The sequence below is a fragment of the Providencia zhijiangensis genome, from assembly GCF_030315915.2.
In the GTDB taxonomy this organism is placed as follows: Bacteria; Pseudomonadota; Gammaproteobacteria; order Enterobacterales; family Enterobacteriaceae; genus Providencia; species Providencia zhijiangensis.
This window is the reverse complement of record NZ_CP135990.1, coordinates 725,669-740,624: the sequence shown is the minus strand read 5'-3', so window position 1 is coordinate 740,624 and position 14,956 is coordinate 725,669. Positions and strand designations below refer to the sequence as shown.

The 14,956-nt window shown below is 43.6% G+C and carries 14 protein-coding genes; 12 read left to right on the top strand and 2 right to left on the bottom strand.

All coding sequences use genetic code 11. The features are described from left to right. The first annotated feature begins 19 nt into the window (after positions 1-19). The 7 genes from QS795_RS03230 (at position 20) to QS795_RS03200 (ending at position 7,768) form a co-directional block, all read left to right on the top strand. Positions 20-793, top strand: a complete 774-nt coding sequence (locus QS795_RS03230) for a nucleoside-specific channel-forming Tsx family protein (protein ID WP_132496189.1) — start codon at positions 20-22, stop codon at positions 791-793. 426 nt (positions 794-1,219) lie between these two features. Then, the gene (gene cyoA, locus QS795_RS03225) at positions 1,220-2,212 is read left to right on the top strand and encodes a cytochrome o ubiquinol oxidase subunit II (protein WP_036953895.1); all 993 of its coding nucleotides are present in this window, start codon (positions 1,220-1,222) and stop codon (positions 2,210-2,212) included. A 4-nt stretch (positions 2,213-2,216) separates the two neighbouring features. Further along, the gene (gene cyoB, locus QS795_RS03220) at positions 2,217-4,208 is read left to right on the top strand and encodes a cytochrome o ubiquinol oxidase subunit I (protein WP_036953892.1); all 1,992 of its coding nucleotides are present in this window, start codon (positions 2,217-2,219) and stop codon (positions 4,206-4,208) included. Further along, positions 4,198-4,812 carry a cytochrome o ubiquinol oxidase subunit III gene (locus QS795_RS03215; protein ID WP_286272133.1) on the top strand — a complete coding sequence of 205 codons (615 nt, stop codon included), beginning with the start codon at positions 4,198-4,200 and terminating at the stop codon, positions 4,810-4,812. The genes cyoB and QS795_RS03215 overlap by 11 nt, the downstream gene beginning before the upstream one ends. Beyond that, on the top strand, positions 4,813-5,145 hold the full coding sequence (locus tag QS795_RS03210) for a cytochrome o ubiquinol oxidase subunit IV (protein WP_006657209.1): 333 nt from the start codon (positions 4,813-4,815) through the stop codon (positions 5,143-5,145). It abuts the gene before it with no gap. A gap of 12 nt (positions 5,146-5,157) precedes the next feature. Beyond that, complete coding sequence (cyoE, locus tag QS795_RS03205; protein WP_036953887.1) at positions 5,158-6,045, top strand: heme o synthase; 888 nt, start codon at positions 5,158-5,160, stop codon at positions 6,043-6,045. Positions 6,046-6,406: 361 nt separating this feature from the next. After that, positions 6,407-7,768: an MFS transporter gene (locus tag QS795_RS03200; protein WP_286272132.1), complete on the top strand. Its 1,362-nt coding sequence runs from the start codon at positions 6,407-6,409 to the stop codon at positions 7,766-7,768. Between the two features lie 76 nt (positions 7,769-7,844). Here QS795_RS03200 and QS795_RS03195 read toward each other — a convergent pair whose 3' ends face one another. After that, positions 7,845-8,336 carry a YajQ family cyclic di-GMP-binding protein gene (locus QS795_RS03195; protein ID WP_036953882.1) on the bottom strand — a complete coding sequence of 164 codons (492 nt, stop codon included), beginning with the start codon at positions 8,334-8,336 and terminating at the stop codon, positions 7,845-7,847. 174 nt (positions 8,337-8,510) lie between these two features. Here QS795_RS03195 and panE point away from each other — a divergent pair, with 174 nt between their 5' ends. After that, positions 8,511-9,422, top strand: coding sequence for a 2-dehydropantoate 2-reductase (gene panE, locus QS795_RS03190; RefSeq protein WP_286272130.1), 912 nt, complete (start codon positions 8,511-8,513; stop codon positions 9,420-9,422). After that, positions 9,385-9,996, top strand: a complete 612-nt coding sequence (gene yajL, locus QS795_RS03185) for a protein deglycase YajL (RefSeq protein WP_286272129.1) — start codon at positions 9,385-9,387, stop codon at positions 9,994-9,996. Before panE ends, yajL begins: the two co-directional genes overlap by 38 nt. A gap of 54 nt (positions 9,997-10,050) precedes the next feature. On the opposite strand, the gene thiI is transcribed toward yajL, so the two are convergent. Further along, positions 10,051-11,502, bottom strand: coding sequence for a tRNA uracil 4-sulfurtransferase ThiI (gene thiI, locus QS795_RS03180; RefSeq protein ID WP_286272128.1), 1,452 nt, complete (start codon positions 11,500-11,502; stop codon positions 10,051-10,053). A gap of 222 nt (positions 11,503-11,724) precedes the next feature. On the opposite strand from thiI, the gene xseB reads away from it, so the two are divergent. The 3 genes from xseB (at position 11,725) to dxs (ending at position 14,937) form a co-directional block, all read left to right on the top strand. Continuing rightward, positions 11,725-11,976: an exodeoxyribonuclease VII small subunit gene (gene xseB, locus QS795_RS03175; protein ID WP_036953869.1), complete on the top strand. Its 252-nt coding sequence runs from the start codon at positions 11,725-11,727 to the stop codon at positions 11,974-11,976. 3 nt (positions 11,977-11,979) lie between these two features. Then, entirely contained in the window at positions 11,980-12,897 is a 918-nt protein-coding gene (ispA, locus tag QS795_RS03170; protein WP_318626840.1) for a (2E,6E)-farnesyl diphosphate synthase, read from the top strand. 174 nt (positions 12,898-13,071) lie between these two features. Next, entirely contained in the window at positions 13,072-14,937 is a 1,866-nt protein-coding gene (dxs, locus tag QS795_RS03165) for a 1-deoxy-D-xylulose-5-phosphate synthase (protein WP_286272165.1), read from the top strand. Positions 14,938-14,956 lie beyond the last annotated feature (19 nt).

Sequence of the window (14,956 nt, the reverse complement as noted above, 5' to 3'; positions counted from 1 at the left end):
TAAACGAAAATAATGTCTTATGAAAAAAACACTACTCTGTGCTGCTGCTCTAGCATCATTGGCAGGAACCGCGAATGCTGAAAATTTTCTTGGGTATCAGAATGGTTTCGCAGATATCAACGTGAACTATCTCGACTGGTCCCGTCATACAGAAAATAAATCTAAAAATACAACCCATAAGGAAGATTTCGCTTACTTCGAGTTAGAAGGCGGCGCTAATTTCAATTGGGGTGAATTATATGGTTTCTTTGATGTTGAAAACCCATTTAATAAACAGCATGAAGATCCGGGCAAAAACCAGCGTTATACACTAAAAACAACAGCTCGAGTCTATATCGCAGATACTGGATTCAACTTATACGGCCACGTTTATGGCACTTGGTCTTTACCGGGTGACAAACACGGCGGCAACTTCCACGAAGTCAACACACTGTATGGTATTGGTTATAACACCTCGATTGGTGATCTGTGGTTCAAGCCTTTCGTGGCTTTGCACTATGTTGACCAAACCTATTATTCCGGTAATAACGGCTATGTAGTTGGTTGGGTTGCTGGTTATAACTTCAAAATGTTCCAAGAAGATTTCATGATCACTAACTGGCATGAAATGGAATTTGCACGTCATGAGCGTTATGGCAACGGTGGGCGTGATGGCGTGAACGGTGCATTAGCTTTCTGGTGGAACGCCACACCAAATTTAGCTGCTGGTGTTCAATATCGTTATGCTGACAATAAGTTAGGTGATGATTTCTACCAAGATGCAATCATTTATACATTAAAGTATAACTTCTAGTGACTAAGGAAATATTGTTTATATTTTTAACATATTTCCTTTAGTTTCAAAAATGTAACAATTTTTCTTTATTATTTTGCCGGTAAAGTAGTCAATTTCACTTTATCGGCAATATAATCAGTAATTTCCCCTACGGAATATCTTAACAATCCAAGCAGTTTTCACATTTTTTTGTCAATTTTGTATATATTTTTCTTTGAAAAATTACCAAGATAATTTAGTATTCATACTGTTTTATCAAAACATACCTATAATTAGCAGCAATTTTAACTTTTTAGAAGCAAAAGCTTTACATGTGATCATATTAACATAAAGAGCTAACATTTCCGTTTCTTTACCTTACAATCATTTACACTCGCACAACCTTACCGTAAAATGCCCGCACTGATGAAACGACAATTAGATTCTTGTCATTTGGGGTCGTGGATGAGACTTATGAACTACAAAAAAAGCATTGGAGCAATCTCACTTGTTGCAGCAGCCTTATTATTAGGCGGTTGTGATATGGTGTTGATGGATCCGAAAGGCGCCGTTGGCGTAAAACAAAAAGAACTGATTCTTATTGCAATTGGTTTGATGCTCCTTGTTGTGATTCCTGTTATTTTCATGGCGATTATCTTCGCTGTAAAATATCGTGAGTCCAATAAGTCAGCTACCTACCGTCCTAACTGGGCTCACTCTAACAAAATTGAGTTAGTCTGCTGGACAGTTCCTATCATTATTATCATTATTCTGGGTGCTATCACTTGGAAAACGACTCATGAGCTGGACCCGTATCAGCCATTAGTTAGTGATCAGGAACCTGTCACCATTCAAGTTATTTCAGCTGACTGGAAATGGATTTTTATCTATCCAGATCAAGGCATTGCTACAGTCAATGAAATCGCATTCCCTACTGGTGTTCCTGTAAACTTCAAAATCACGTCTGATTCTGTGATGAACTCATTCTTCATCCCATCTTTAGGTGGACAGATCTACGCGATGGCGGGTATGCAGACAAAACTTCACTTAATCGCTAACGAACCAGGCACCTATAAAGGCTTCTCAGCAAGCTATAGCGGTCACGGGTTCTCAGATATGAAGTTCAATGCTATTGCAACAGCAGATCGCCAAGGCTTCGATGAGTGGGTACAGAAAGTAAAAGCATCACCAAAAACTATGGATACGATGCAGGCATTCGACGAAGTTGCTAAACCTAGCATGAACGTTCCTGTTACCTACTTCTCTAGCGTGAAACCTAAACTTTATGAAGACATCATTATGAAGTTTGGTCATGAGCACCATAAAGGTCACGCTCCTGTAGATGCGAATAATGAAGCAAATCATTCTATGCACATGGGCAACACTGCTCAAGCGCAAGAATCTACAGGTCATTCAATGCATATGAGCCATAATGCTCATGCAGGCGCTGAGGAATAAGGGCATGTTTGGAAAATTAACACTGGACGCAGTTCCACTTCATGAACCGATTATCGTTATTACGCTGATTGCCATTGTCCTCGGTGGACTTGGCTTAGTCGGTGCAATCACCTATTTCGGAAAGTGGAAATGGCTGTGGAAAGAGTGGTTAACCTCTGTTGACCACAAAAAAATTGGTATTATGTACATCATCGTTGCGATGGTGATGTTATTCCGTGGATTCGCGGATGCTATCATGATGCGTGGTCAGCAAGTGCTGGCTTCAGCGGGTCAAGAAGGTTTCTTAAACCCTCACCACTATGATCAAATCTTTACAGCGCACGGCGTTATCATGATTTTCTTCATGGCAACTCCATTTGTTGTTGGTTTGATGAACTTAGTTGTTCCTCTGCAAATTGGTGCCCGTGACGTTGCATTCCCATTCCTTAACTCCCTGAGCTTCTGGTTCTTCGTAGTGGGTGTTGTGTTAATCAACATCTCATTAGGGGTAGGTGAATTCGCACAAACTGGTTGGTTAGCATACCCTCCTCTGTCCGGCTTGGAGTACAACCCGGGGGTCGGGGTCGATTATTGGATATGGAGTCTACAGATATCCGGTATCGGTACGCTATTAACAGGTGTTAACTTCTTCGCGACCATTATCCGTATGCGTGCACCGGGTATGTCGATGATGAAAATGCCAGTATTTAGCTGGGCAGCATTCTGTACCAACATCCTGATTATTGCAGCATTCCCAATTCTGACAGTGACCATCACGTTACTGACATTAGACCGTTATCTGGGCACCCATTTCTTCACTAACGATATGGGCGGCAACATGATGATGTACATCAACCTGATTTGGGCATGGGGTCACCCTGAGGTGTATATCCTTGTTCTACCAGTGTTCGGTGTGTTCTCAGAAATTGCAGCAACCTTCTCGAAAAAGCGTCTGTTTGGTTATACCTCACTAGTGTGGGCAACCATCGTTATCACCGTTATGTCCTTCATCGTTTGGTTACACCACTTCTTTACGATGGGTTCAGGTGCGAACGTTAACGCCTTCTTTGGTATCGCTACGATGATTATCGCAATCCCTACAGGGGTTAAGATTTTCAACTGGCTGTTCACCATGTACCAAGGTCGTATCGAGTTCAAATCACCAATGTTATGGACTATCGGTTTTATCATCACCTTCTCTGTGGGTGGTATGACTGGTGTTCTGTTAGCGGTTCCAGGTGCGAACTTCGTTCTGCACAACAGCCTGTTCCTGATTGCTCACTTCCATAACGTTATTATCGGTGGTGTGGTATTCGGATGCTTCGCTGGTATGACTTACTGGTTCCCGAAAGCTTACGGTTTCACGCTAAATGAGAAATGGGGTGTTCGTGCCTTCTGGTTCTGGATCACTGGTTTCTTCTTAGCATTCATGCCGTTATATATCCTTGGCTTTATGGGTATGACCCGTCGTCTGAGCCAAAATATTGACCCAACCTATCACGGTATGCTGGTTGCAGCTGCGTGTGGTGCTGGTCTGATTGCTCTGGGTATTGCTTGCCAAGTTATCCAAATTATCGTGAGTATCCGTGACCGCCATGAAAACCGTGATTTAACCGGTGACCCATGGGGTGGACGTACTCTGGAGTGGGCAACTTCTTCTCCGGCACCATTCTACAACTTCGCTGTTGAACCACAGATTCAAACTCGCGATGCTTGGTGGGATATGAAAGAGAAAGGTATCGCTCATAAGAAACCTACTTCATATGAAGAAATTCATATGCCGAAAAATACAGGCGCTGGCGTTATCATCGCTGCATTCAGCTTGATTTTTGGTTTCGCAATGATCTGGCACATCTGGTGGCTGGCAATCGTTGGTTTCGGTGGCATGATTGTTACTTGGATTGCAAAAAGCTTCGACGAAGATGTTGATTACTACGTACCTGTGGCTGAAATCGAACAAATCGAGAATAAGCACTTTGAAGAATTACGTAAGGCAGGTGTGAACGATGTCAACTAATACAATGACTAATCATAATGTAGCCCATGCAGAGCATGGGCACCACGATGCGGGTGCAACCAAAGTATTCGGATTCTGGATCTACTTAATGAGTGACCTGATCCTGTTTGCTAGCTTGTTTGCAACTTACGTGGTTTTATCTGATGGCACTGCTGGCGGTCCTGCTGGTAAAGACATCTTTAGTTTGCAGTTCGTATTAGGTGAAACATTCTTACTGTTATTCAGTAGTATCACCTACGGTTTTGCAATGATTGCAATGCACAAAGAGAAAGTCGCTGCCGTTAACTTATGGCTGTTCATTACTTTCTTATTTGGTCTTGGCTTCGTTATTATGGAAGTTTATGAGTTCCACGAACTGATCGCTGAAGGCTACGGCCCAGATCGCAGTGGTTTCTTATCTGCTTTCTTCGCATTAGTTGCGACTCACGGTATCCACGTAACTTGTGGTCTGGTTTGGATCATTCTGATGATTATCCAAAACTGTCGTCGTGGTCTGACTGCGGTTAACAAAACCCGTCTGAACTGCCTGAGCCTGTTCTGGCACTTCTTAGATGTTGTTTGGATCTGTGTATTTACCGTTGTTTATCTTCTGGGGGCTATTTAAATGAGTCATGCAAAAGATGCTCATACTGGAGCAAGCCACGGTAGCGTTAAGACATACCTGATTGGCTTTATTCTGTCAGTTATCCTGACTGTAATTCCTTTCTGGATGGTGATGAATGGAACAGCTTCACAAGGCGTTATTCTAGCAACTGTTGTTGGAATGGCTGTTGTGCAAATCCTTGTACACCTTGTTTGTTTCTTACACATGAATACATCATCAGATGAGCGCTGGAACCTGATTGCATTCCTGTTCACTATGCTAATCATCGGTATCGTTGTTATTGGCTCTCTGTGGATTATGTACAACCTGAACATCAATATGATGCTCGACTAAAGAGTTGCCGATATGTTTAAGCAATACCTGCAAGTGACCAAACCAGGAATTATATTCGGAAATCTGATTTCTGTGATCGGCGGTTTTCTGCTGGCCTCTAAAGGGTCAATTGACTACCCGCTGTTTATTGCGACTTTGCTGGGTGTATCATTGGTCGTGGCTTCTGGTTGTGTATTTAACAACTACATCGACCGTGATATTGACCGTATCATGGAAAGAACTAAGAATCGCCCTTTAGTTAAAGGGCTGATTGACCCGAAAGTTAGCCTGATTTACGCTGCTGCATTAGGTATTGCTGGCATGGTGCTGCTACTCGTAGCAGCCAATGCTCTGGCAATGCTCCTTGCACTCATTGGTTTCATTGTGTACGTGGGCGTGTATAGCCTGTACATGAAGCGTAAGTCTGTTTATGGCACGTTGATTGGCAGCCTATCTGGCGCAGCACCACCGGTTATCGGCTACTGCGCTGTCACAAATGAATTTGACGCTGGAGCCTTAATCCTGCTGTTAATCTTCAGCTTGTGGCAGATGCCGCACTCATATGCCATCGCAATTTTCCGCTTTAAGGATTACAAAGCCGCAAACATTCCCGTGTTACCGGTGATCAAGGGTATATCTGTCGCTAAGACTCATATCTTCTTGTATATCCTTGCGTTTATGGTCGCAACATTAATGTTAGCGATTAGCGGATACGCAGGCTATAAATATCTGGTTGTCGGCGCTGCGGTTAGCTTATGGTGGCTTGGTATGGCAATTTCTGGTTTCAAAACCGAAAATGACGACCGAGTTTGGGCGCGTAAGCTGTTCATCTTCTCTATCGTAGCGATTACCTCGCTAAGTGTGATGATGTCAGTTGACCCAACCGTTACAAGCGATACTGTTATAGCGTTAGTCCGATAATTTATTGCATCATTGACAATAAATGCGTTCAAACGGCGGGGAGTGCAAACTTCCCGCCGTTTTTCTTTGTCTGCGAATATTTTTGTGATGATTTTTATGGTTAAATAGCCGCCTGCTATCAATAAACCAATGCTTTTATATAAAAACATAACTCACTGATTTACCTTTAAATTAATACCAAAACAGCTACAACCCGAAATAAAAAGAATAATTTAAGCTCATTAAGATTTAATACTCTAAATAGTTTGGGTTGTAGCAAGGCGGCAAGTGAAGCTAATCCCTAGGAACGTAGATAACTACGTGACTAGGGTTAGCGAGCGTAGCCAACAACGCTACAGCTCAAAATATAACGAGTATTTTTATGAATGATAATAAAATGACCCACCTAGAACTCCGTGCCACTTGGGGACTAGGATCCGTATTCTCCCTTCGCATGCTCGGCATGTTTATGGTGCTCCCGATCCTCACCAGTTATGGGATGCACTTACAGGGCGCTAACGAGTTTTTGATTGGGTTGGCGATTGGTATTTATGGGCTTAGCCAAGCTGTTTTTCAAATTCCTTTTGGTTTGATGTCTGACCGTATTGGTCGTAAACCTCTCATTGTTTTTGGCTTACTCATTTTTATTGCAGGTAGTGTTATTGCCGCGCTAAGCGATTCTATTTGGGGCATTATTATTGGTCGAGCTTTACAGGGCGCTGGTGCTATCTCTGCTGCCGTTATGGCTTTGTTATCGGATTTGACCCGCGAACAAAATCGTACAAAAGCAATGGCCTTTTTAGGTATTAGCTTTGGTGTAACATTTGCTATCGCCTTAGTTTTAGGGCCTATTGTGACCCATGCGGTTGGCCTAAGCGGCTTATTTTGGGGGATCACTTTATTAGCCGTTGGCGCTATTTTCGTTACCCTCTTTGTGGTGCCAAATAACACTCACCATGTTGTAAACCGCGAATCTGCTTTTGTTAAAAGCAACTTAAAAGCGGTTTTACTTAATCCTCAACTTCTCAAGCTGAATGTCGGGATTTTAAGCCTACATACTCTGCTAATGTCCAGCTTTGTCGCCCTTCCCTTGATCATGGCCGATGCCGGTTACTTGGCAAAAGATCACTGGAAAGCGTATTTAGTCACCATGTTAGTCGCCTTTGTTTGCGTACTTCCTTTTATTATTTACGCGGAAAAACAGCGTAAAATGAAGCAGGTTTTCCTGTTCTGCATTTTGCTCTTAGCGGCTGCAGAAATTGTTTTATGGCAATCCGGTCACCAGCTTTGGATTATCTTCTTAGGGATCCAACTGTTCTTTATTGCATTTAACGTGATGGAAGCCATTTTGCCGTCCTTGATCAGTAAAGAAGCGCCTGCCGGATACAAAGGCACTGCAATGGGCGTCTACTCCACCAGCCAATTTTTAGGGGTAGCCTTAGGCGGAATTCTGGGCGGCTGGTTGTATAAATTTGAAGGAGCCAGCACCGTATTTATCGGCGGATTACTACTTTGCGTTATCTGGTTCGTTATCAGCTTAACCATGAAACAACCGCCTTACGTCAGCAGTATTCGCATGGTTCTCCCGCACCGTTTTAAAAATATCAACAAACTTCAGGAACAGTTAAAAGCCATGAACGGTGTGCTTGATGTGGTTGTGATTGCTGAAGAGATGAGTATTTATATCAAGATTGATAAGAAAGTGGTTAACCGAGCAGAGCTTGAAGCCATTATTCACGCTTAATCATATGTAATCTTATAATTAACAAATAGCCCGCAATATCGCGGGCTATTTTCAATAACTAAAACACGCTTATCAATTAGTCGCGGAAGTTATTGAACTGGAATGGTTGACCTAAATTGCCGCCACGGACTAACGCCATGACTGCTTGTAAATCATCTCGTGCCTTACCTGTTACACGCACTTGTTCACCTTGAATTTGCGCCTGCACTTTCAACTTGCTGTCTTTAATCAGCTTAACAACTTTCTTCGCCATACTCGCTTCAATGCCTTGTTTTAAAGTCACTTCCACGCTGTAAGTTTTACCACTATGTACAATATCTTCAGGGACATTCAGCACTGCGCCATCAATTCCCCGTTTTGCCATTTTCTCTCTTAAAATATCAAGCAGTTGTAAAACTTGGAAATCAGATTCACTAGTCACTTTGATAGACTCATTCTTATCGTTCAGTTCAAAGCTTGCAGTGATGTTTTTAAAATCCCAGCGGCTAGTCAGTTCACGCTGAGCATTTTCTACCGCATTGCGGACTTCACTCATTTCAACTTCAGATACAATATCAAATGATGGCATTTTAACGCTCTCCTATAATCAATCGGCTTATAATAGCTTATTTGCCCATGACACTCCATGTTGTCAGATTGGCTCACTGGTATAACATAACTAATTATTTGGATATCATATTAAAATCGCTATGATGGCGGTTATTAATCCAAATCAACCGCTCTCAGATAGTAGGGAAAATCGATGAAAATAACCCTGATTGGCTGTGGTGCTATTGGTAAACTTTGGTTAGCTGCCCTCACCTCACAAGGACACGATGTTCAAGGATGGCTACGAGTTGCTCAATCCGACTTATTTGTTGATGTTAATGGACCTGACGATAAAATTTTCCGCGAATTAATTCCTTGCAATAACCATCAGCACCTACACACAAGCGAATTAGTCATTGTCTGTTTGAAAGCATGGCAAGTTTCAGATGCCTTATTACCCCTGCTGCCCATCATTCCTGAAACTAGCCCTATTCTCTTGCTGCATAACGGATTAGGCACCTTGGAAGAATTAGGCACATTGCGCCATCCATTTTTGAGCGGAGTTACAACTCATGCGGCGTGGCAAGATAACAATCAAGTTTTTCATACTGCTAGTGGCATCACTCACATCGGTGCCGTCAACTCTCAAGCAGAAGCTTATTACCCTATCGCCAATATCCTGCATGAAGCTCTACCGGATGTGGCATGGCATAATCAAATCCTCAATACCATTTGGCGAAAATTGGTTGTTAATTGCGTGATAAACCCACTTTCCACGGAACACAATTGTACCAATGGGCAAGTCATTCACTATCCAGAACAGATTGCTCGGGTCATAGATGAATGCTGCCAAGTGATGGTTGCCGAGGGGTTGCATATTGATAAAGAAGAGATGACCGAACGCGTCTATGACATTATTCATCAAACATCGGAAAACTATTCATCCATGCGGCAAGATGTTCGCCATCATCGCAGAACTGAAATTGATTACATCACGGGTTTTTTAATCAAAAAAGCCCGAGCTCATGGCTTAGCTACCCCTGAGAATGACCGTTTGTACCACTTAATTAAAAATAGAGAACAAAGTTATGACAACCTCCGTGCTGATATGCATCGCCAATGGTAGTGAAGAAATTGAAACCGTCACGACCGCTGATTTACTGGTTCGTGCCGGAATACAGGTGACATTAGCCAGTGTGACGGAAGACGGAGCGTTAGAGATAACCGCATCTCGAGGTATTAAACTCGTTGCCGACCTTCCCATCATCTGCGTTGCGGACGAACCTTTTGACGCCATCGTGTTACCTGGAGGCCTAGCAGGAGCAGAAGCTTTTCGTGATAGCCCGTTAGTGGTTGAGAAAGTCAGGCGCATGCATTTAGATGGAAAAATTGTGGCAGCCATCTGTGCCGCCCCGGCATTAGTTTTGGAATACCACCAGCTATTTCCTCTCGGAAACATGACTGGTTTTCCCGATATTCAGAACAAAACAAGCATGCAAGATAAAATTCCAGCTCATAAATGGGTCGATAAGCGCGTCTATTTTGATGAGCGAGTGAATTTACTGACTAGCCAAGGCCCTGCGACAGCCTTTGACTTTGCACTGAAATTGATTGAATTATTGCAAGGACGAAAAACCGCAGCCAATGTCGCCTCACAACTCGTTTTACCACCCGGTATTAATGATTATCTGGAAGATTAGAAACAAAAAAGCGAGCTAATCAGCTCGCTTTTTCATTCAACATCGCCTGACAACTTACGGGCGGTAAACCTTAATATTTTCAAAGCCTTGCTCTTTCAAGTACAACGCTTGCAGACGGCTCATTACGCCACGGTCGCAATACAACAGGTACATTTTCTCTTTTGGTAAATCACCAAATTGCGTACCCAGTTTGTAGAATGGAATATGTTTAATTTCAATTCCTTCAACCTTCAATGGCTTATCTTCAAACTCATCAATTGAGCGAATATCTAAAATAACTTCATTATCTGCTGAGAGTTGGCTAACCATCTCAACTTCAGGTACTTTCTCAAGACTTTCTTGTGCAATCTGGCGAATATCAATGTTTTGCGCCTGCTCAACGACAGACTCTAAGATACCAAAATCGAAATTCTCTTCTTCCGCTTCAATACGCGCTTTCACTGCTTTCACGGTTGGGCTTTTCGAAATTACCCCGCAATACTCCGGCATGGTTTTCGCAAAATCTTCCGTACCAATTTGACGGGCTAATTTGATGATGTGTTCTTTATCATGAGAGATCAGCGGACGTAACACTAAAGTGTCTGACGCATTATCAATTAAACGTAAGTTAGTTAGCGTTTGGCTAGAAACCTGTCCCAGTGCTTCACCCGTTACGATGGCTTGAACGCCGTAACGCTCAGCGACTTTAGAAGCCGCACGGACCATCATACGTTTTAATACGACGCCCATTTGACCGTCATCGACTTTCTCTAGAATCTCAGCCACAACAGGTTCGAAGTTAACCGCAATAAAACGCACTTTATGGGAGCTACCAAAGCGGTTCCATAAATAGTGAGCAATTTGCTTCACGCCAATTTCATGAGCAGCGCCGCCAAGGTTAAAGAAGCAGTAATGCACTCGGCAACCACGACGCATTAACATATAGCTGGAAACCCCAGAGTCAAACCCCCCCGAAATCAGTGACAGTACATCTTCTTGTGTACCAATTGGGAAGCCGCCGATCCCTTCGATTCGGGCTTTCACAAGGATCAAATTGTCATCTTCAATTTCCAGGTGTACGGTGGTATCCGGATCTTTCAGTTTCACTTTCGCGGAGGCGATATGCTGATTCAAGCCGCCGCCGATATAACGCTCTGCGTCAATGGATGAAAACTCGTGTTTACCACGGCGCTTCACTCGCACACAGAACGTTTTGTTCTCCACAGATGCCCCGTAGGCTTCCAGTGTCATTTCAAAAATATGGTGTAAACTGGTGAAAGGCTTCTCTTCCACTTCTAAGATGTGGTGGATGCCGGGAATACGGCTCAGCATGTCACAAATTTCGTCGTGCTTTGATTCCCCTTTAACACGCACTTCAATGTTATCCCAATTACGGACAACCGAGATCTCTTCGCCAAGACTCTTCAATACATTGCGGATATTACTGGTTAGAATTTTAATAAAACGGAGTCTAACTGTTTGGCTTTTGATAGTGATTTCTGGGAATAACTTAATAATAAACTTCATAGTCGTGGCATGTTCTTGGTTAGTGGGGCAAACGGACGTTGCGAAAAAGTGACTGTTGTACACTTTACCAGTTGTCAATAAAGAGGCGTATTATAACACTATCTTGCGTACTGAATCTAAAAACACCAATAATAAATTGTAACCGTTGCGAGACTAAGTTAGTCTGCACAATAATTAAAGTTCCCCCACTTTTAAGTGATTTAACATTAGTGATTAACGATTATGGCTAAAGAAAAATCCCAGCAAGTTCCCACTGTTAGTTTTGAAAACTCCCTTCAAGAGCTGGAGCAAATTGTCGCTCGCTTAGAATCCGGAGAGCTACCTTTGGAAGACGCGTTAAATGAATTTGAACGAGGCGTCCAAATTGCCAAACAAGGTCAAAAAGTCCTCCAGCAAGCAGAACAACGTGTCCAAATTTTGCTGAGCGATGACGAAAATAAAGCCCTCGACGATTTCTCACCTGATACAGAATAAATTATGTCCGAACAACACCCAGACGCCTTTGTGCGCCAGCAACGTCAAGCTCACGATAGAGTTAATCAATATCTATTAACCTCACTGGACGCGCTCCCTTTTGCTGATTTGCCATTAGCGCAAGCCATGAAATACGGCACTTTACTTGGTGGCAAGCGCTTACGTCCTTTCTTAACCTATGCTGTCGGTGAGATGCTCGGAGTGAGCCTTGATAGCTTAGATGCCCCCGCAGCAGCGGTAGAGTGCATCCACGCTTATTCGCTGATCCATGATGATTTACCTGCTATGGATGACGACGACCTGCGCCGCGGGCAACCAACTTGCCACATTAAGTTTGGTGAAGGTAATGCCGTACTCGCCGGCGATGCCTTACAAACATTCGCTTTCCAATTACTTTCCAGTGCGTCCATGCCTAATGTTTCCGACAAAGACCGCATTGCGATGATTGCTGAACTGGCTTATGCCAGCGGTTTAGCGGGTATGTGTGGTGGGCAAGCGTTAGATCTTGATGCTGAAGGCAAACGGGTTGACCTGATTTCACTCGAGCGTATCCACCAGCATAAAACTGGCGCGTTAATTCGAGCCGCTATTCGCCTCGGCGCCTATGCAGCAGGCAATAAAGGTCACCAAGCATTAGTAAGTTTAGATAAATACGCAGAATCTATTGGGCTTGCCTTTCAAGTTCAAGACGATATTCTAGACGTCATCGGAGACAGCACAGTGACAGGCAAACGCCAAGGTGCTGATGAACAACATGAAAAAAGCACTTATCCATCACTGTTAGGTCTTGACGCTGCCCAACAAAAAGCCAAAGAGCTCTATCAAGATGCGATCACGGCTTTAGAATCATTGCAATCCCAAGGTTACAATACGGAGCTGTTGAGAGCTTTAGCCAATTTTGTTATTGAGCGCAAAAGCTGACAATATGCTTTGCCTTTTGGTATAGATAAGACCGATAATTATAACATTGATTACCTGAGTAACTTAGAGCCGTTGTGACGACTTATAAAATACGATGAACGCAAAAAAATCACGGTCAGCAACCGCTCGACGTTAACAGGCATCGCCCTAATTAATTTAAGTAGTGAGCACCTAATGAGTATAGATACCGCGAAATATCCAACGCTGGCACTGGCAGAGACGCCTGATGAACTGCGCCTTCTGCCAAAAGAAAGCTTGCCAAAGCTTTGTGATGAACTGAGACAATTTCTACTAAATAGCGTCAGTCGCTCGAGCGGTCACTTTGCATCAGGATTGGGCGCCATTGAATTAACGGTTGCTCTGCATTACGTCTATAAAACTCCATTTGATAATCTTGTCTGGGATGTCGGTCACCAAGCGTATCCGCACAAAATTTTGACCGGGCGCCGTGATAGAATCGACACCATACGTCAAAAAAATGGATTACATCCATTCCCATGGCGCGCCGAAAGCGAATACGACATTCTTAGTGTTGGTCATTCCTCAACCTCCATTAGTGCCGGTTTAGGTATGGCTATCGCCGCAGAAAAAGAAGATAAAAACCGCAAAACAGTTTGTGTTATCGGTGATGGAGCCATTACGGCGGGTATGGCTTTCGAAGCCATGAACCATGCTGGGGATGCTGCCCCCGATATGCTGGTGATCCTCAACGATAATGAAATGTCGATTTCAGAAAACGTTGGCGCGCTGAATAACCATTTAGCCCATTTACTTTCCGGCAAGCTGTATACCACACTGCGTGAAGGTGGAAAGAAAGTTTTCTCGAATATTCCACCAATCAAAGAGTTACTCAAGAAAACTGAAGAACACATCAAAGGCATGGTTGTCCCTGGCACCATGTTTGAAGAGTTAGGCTTTAACTACATCGGCCCAGTTGACGGACACGATGTGATTGCGCTGATCCAAACGTTAAAAAATATGCGCGAGTTAAAAGGCCCTCAATTCCTGCACATTATGACCAAAAAAGGTCGTGGCTATGAGCCGGCAGAGAAAGACCCAATTAGCTGGCACGCCGTACCTAAGTTTGACCCTGCCACTTTTACGTTACCAAAAAGCAAAGACACCAGACCGACATTCTCCAAAATTTTTGGGGATTGGCTGTGTGAAGAGGCTAAAGGTGACGATAAACTGATGGCCGTTACCCCAGCGATGCGTGAAGGTTCTGGTATGGTTCGTTTCTCGAAAGAGTACCCAGACCAATACTTTGATGTCGCGATTGCCGAGCAACACGCGGTCACCTTCGCAGCAGGACTTGCCATTGGTGGCTATAACCCAATCGTGGCAATTTACTCGACTTTCTTACAACGTGGTTACGACCAAGTGATCCACGATGTCGCTATCCAAAAACTCCCAGTGATGTTTGCCATTGACCGTGCGGGTATCGTCGGTGCTGATGGTCAAACTCACCAAGGATCATTCGATATTTCATTCTTACGTTGCATCCCAACGATGGTGATCATGACGCCAAGTGATGAAAATGAATGCCGCCAAATGCTGCACACTGGCTACCATTATCAAGAAGGCCCTACTGCGGTTCGCTATCCTCGTGGCGCAGGTACAGGGGCGGAATTAATGCCATTAGCACCACTTGAAATTGGTAAAGGAATTGTTCGTCGCCAAGGCGAAAAAGTGGCGATCCTCAGTTTCGGTACATTACTGAGCAACGCTTTAGAAGCCGCAGAACAAATCAATGCTACCGTCGTCGATATGCGTTTTGTGAAACCATTAGATGAAGCGCTGATCTTAGAAATGGCCAATACCCATGACCTGATCGTGACGTTGGAAGAAAATGCGATTATGGGCGGCGCAGGTAGCGGAGTGAATGAATTCCTGATGAGCGAGAAGAAAATTCTCCCAGTTCTGAATTTGGGTCTACCAGATTTCTTTATTCCTCAAGGCACCCAAGATGAGTTATTAGCGGATCTGGGTTTAGATGCTGCTGGGATCGTGAGTGCCATCAATACTTACCAAAATAAGTAACTTATAAAAAAATTAAGGC

What these genes read in the sequence shown, in the direction of transcription:
- QS795_RS03230 (WP_132496189.1), top strand. Translation starts at nt 20, where the DNA reads ATGAAAAAAACACTACTCTGTGCTGCTGCTCTAGCATCATTGGCAGGA.
- cyoA (WP_036953895.1), top strand. Translation starts at nt 1,220, where the DNA reads ATGAGACTTATGAACTACAAAAAAAGCATTGGAGCAATCTCACTTGTT.
- cyoB (WP_036953892.1), top strand. Translation starts at nt 2,217, where the DNA reads ATGTTTGGAAAATTAACACTGGACGCAGTTCCACTTCATGAACCGATT.
- QS795_RS03215 (WP_286272133.1), top strand. Translation starts at nt 4,198, where the DNA reads ATGTCAACTAATACAATGACTAATCATAATGTAGCCCATGCAGAGCAT.
- QS795_RS03210 (WP_006657209.1), top strand. Translation starts at nt 4,813, where the DNA reads ATGAGTCATGCAAAAGATGCTCATACTGGAGCAAGCCACGGTAGCGTT.
- cyoE (WP_036953887.1), top strand. Translation starts at nt 5,158, where the DNA reads ATGTTTAAGCAATACCTGCAAGTGACCAAACCAGGAATTATATTCGGA.
- QS795_RS03200 (WP_286272132.1), top strand. Translation starts at nt 6,407, where the DNA reads ATGAATGATAATAAAATGACCCACCTAGAACTCCGTGCCACTTGGGGA.
- QS795_RS03195 (WP_036953882.1), bottom strand. Translation starts at nt 8,336, where the DNA reads ATGCCATCATTTGATATTGTATCTGAAGTTGAAATGAGTGAAGTCCGC.
- panE (WP_286272130.1), top strand. Translation starts at nt 8,511, where the DNA reads ATGAAAATAACCCTGATTGGCTGTGGTGCTATTGGTAAACTTTGGTTA.
- yajL (WP_286272129.1), top strand. Translation starts at nt 9,385, where the DNA reads ATGACAACCTCCGTGCTGATATGCATCGCCAATGGTAGTGAAGAAATT.
- thiI (WP_286272128.1), bottom strand. Translation starts at nt 11,502, where the DNA reads ATGAAGTTTATTATTAAGTTATTCCCAGAAATCACTATCAAAAGCCAA.
- xseB (WP_036953869.1), top strand. Translation starts at nt 11,725, where the DNA reads ATGGCTAAAGAAAAATCCCAGCAAGTTCCCACTGTTAGTTTTGAAAAC.
- ispA (WP_318626840.1), top strand. Translation starts at nt 11,980, where the DNA reads ATGTCCGAACAACACCCAGACGCCTTTGTGCGCCAGCAACGTCAAGCT.
- dxs (WP_286272165.1), top strand. Translation starts at nt 13,072, where the DNA reads ATGAGTATAGATACCGCGAAATATCCAACGCTGGCACTGGCAGAGACG.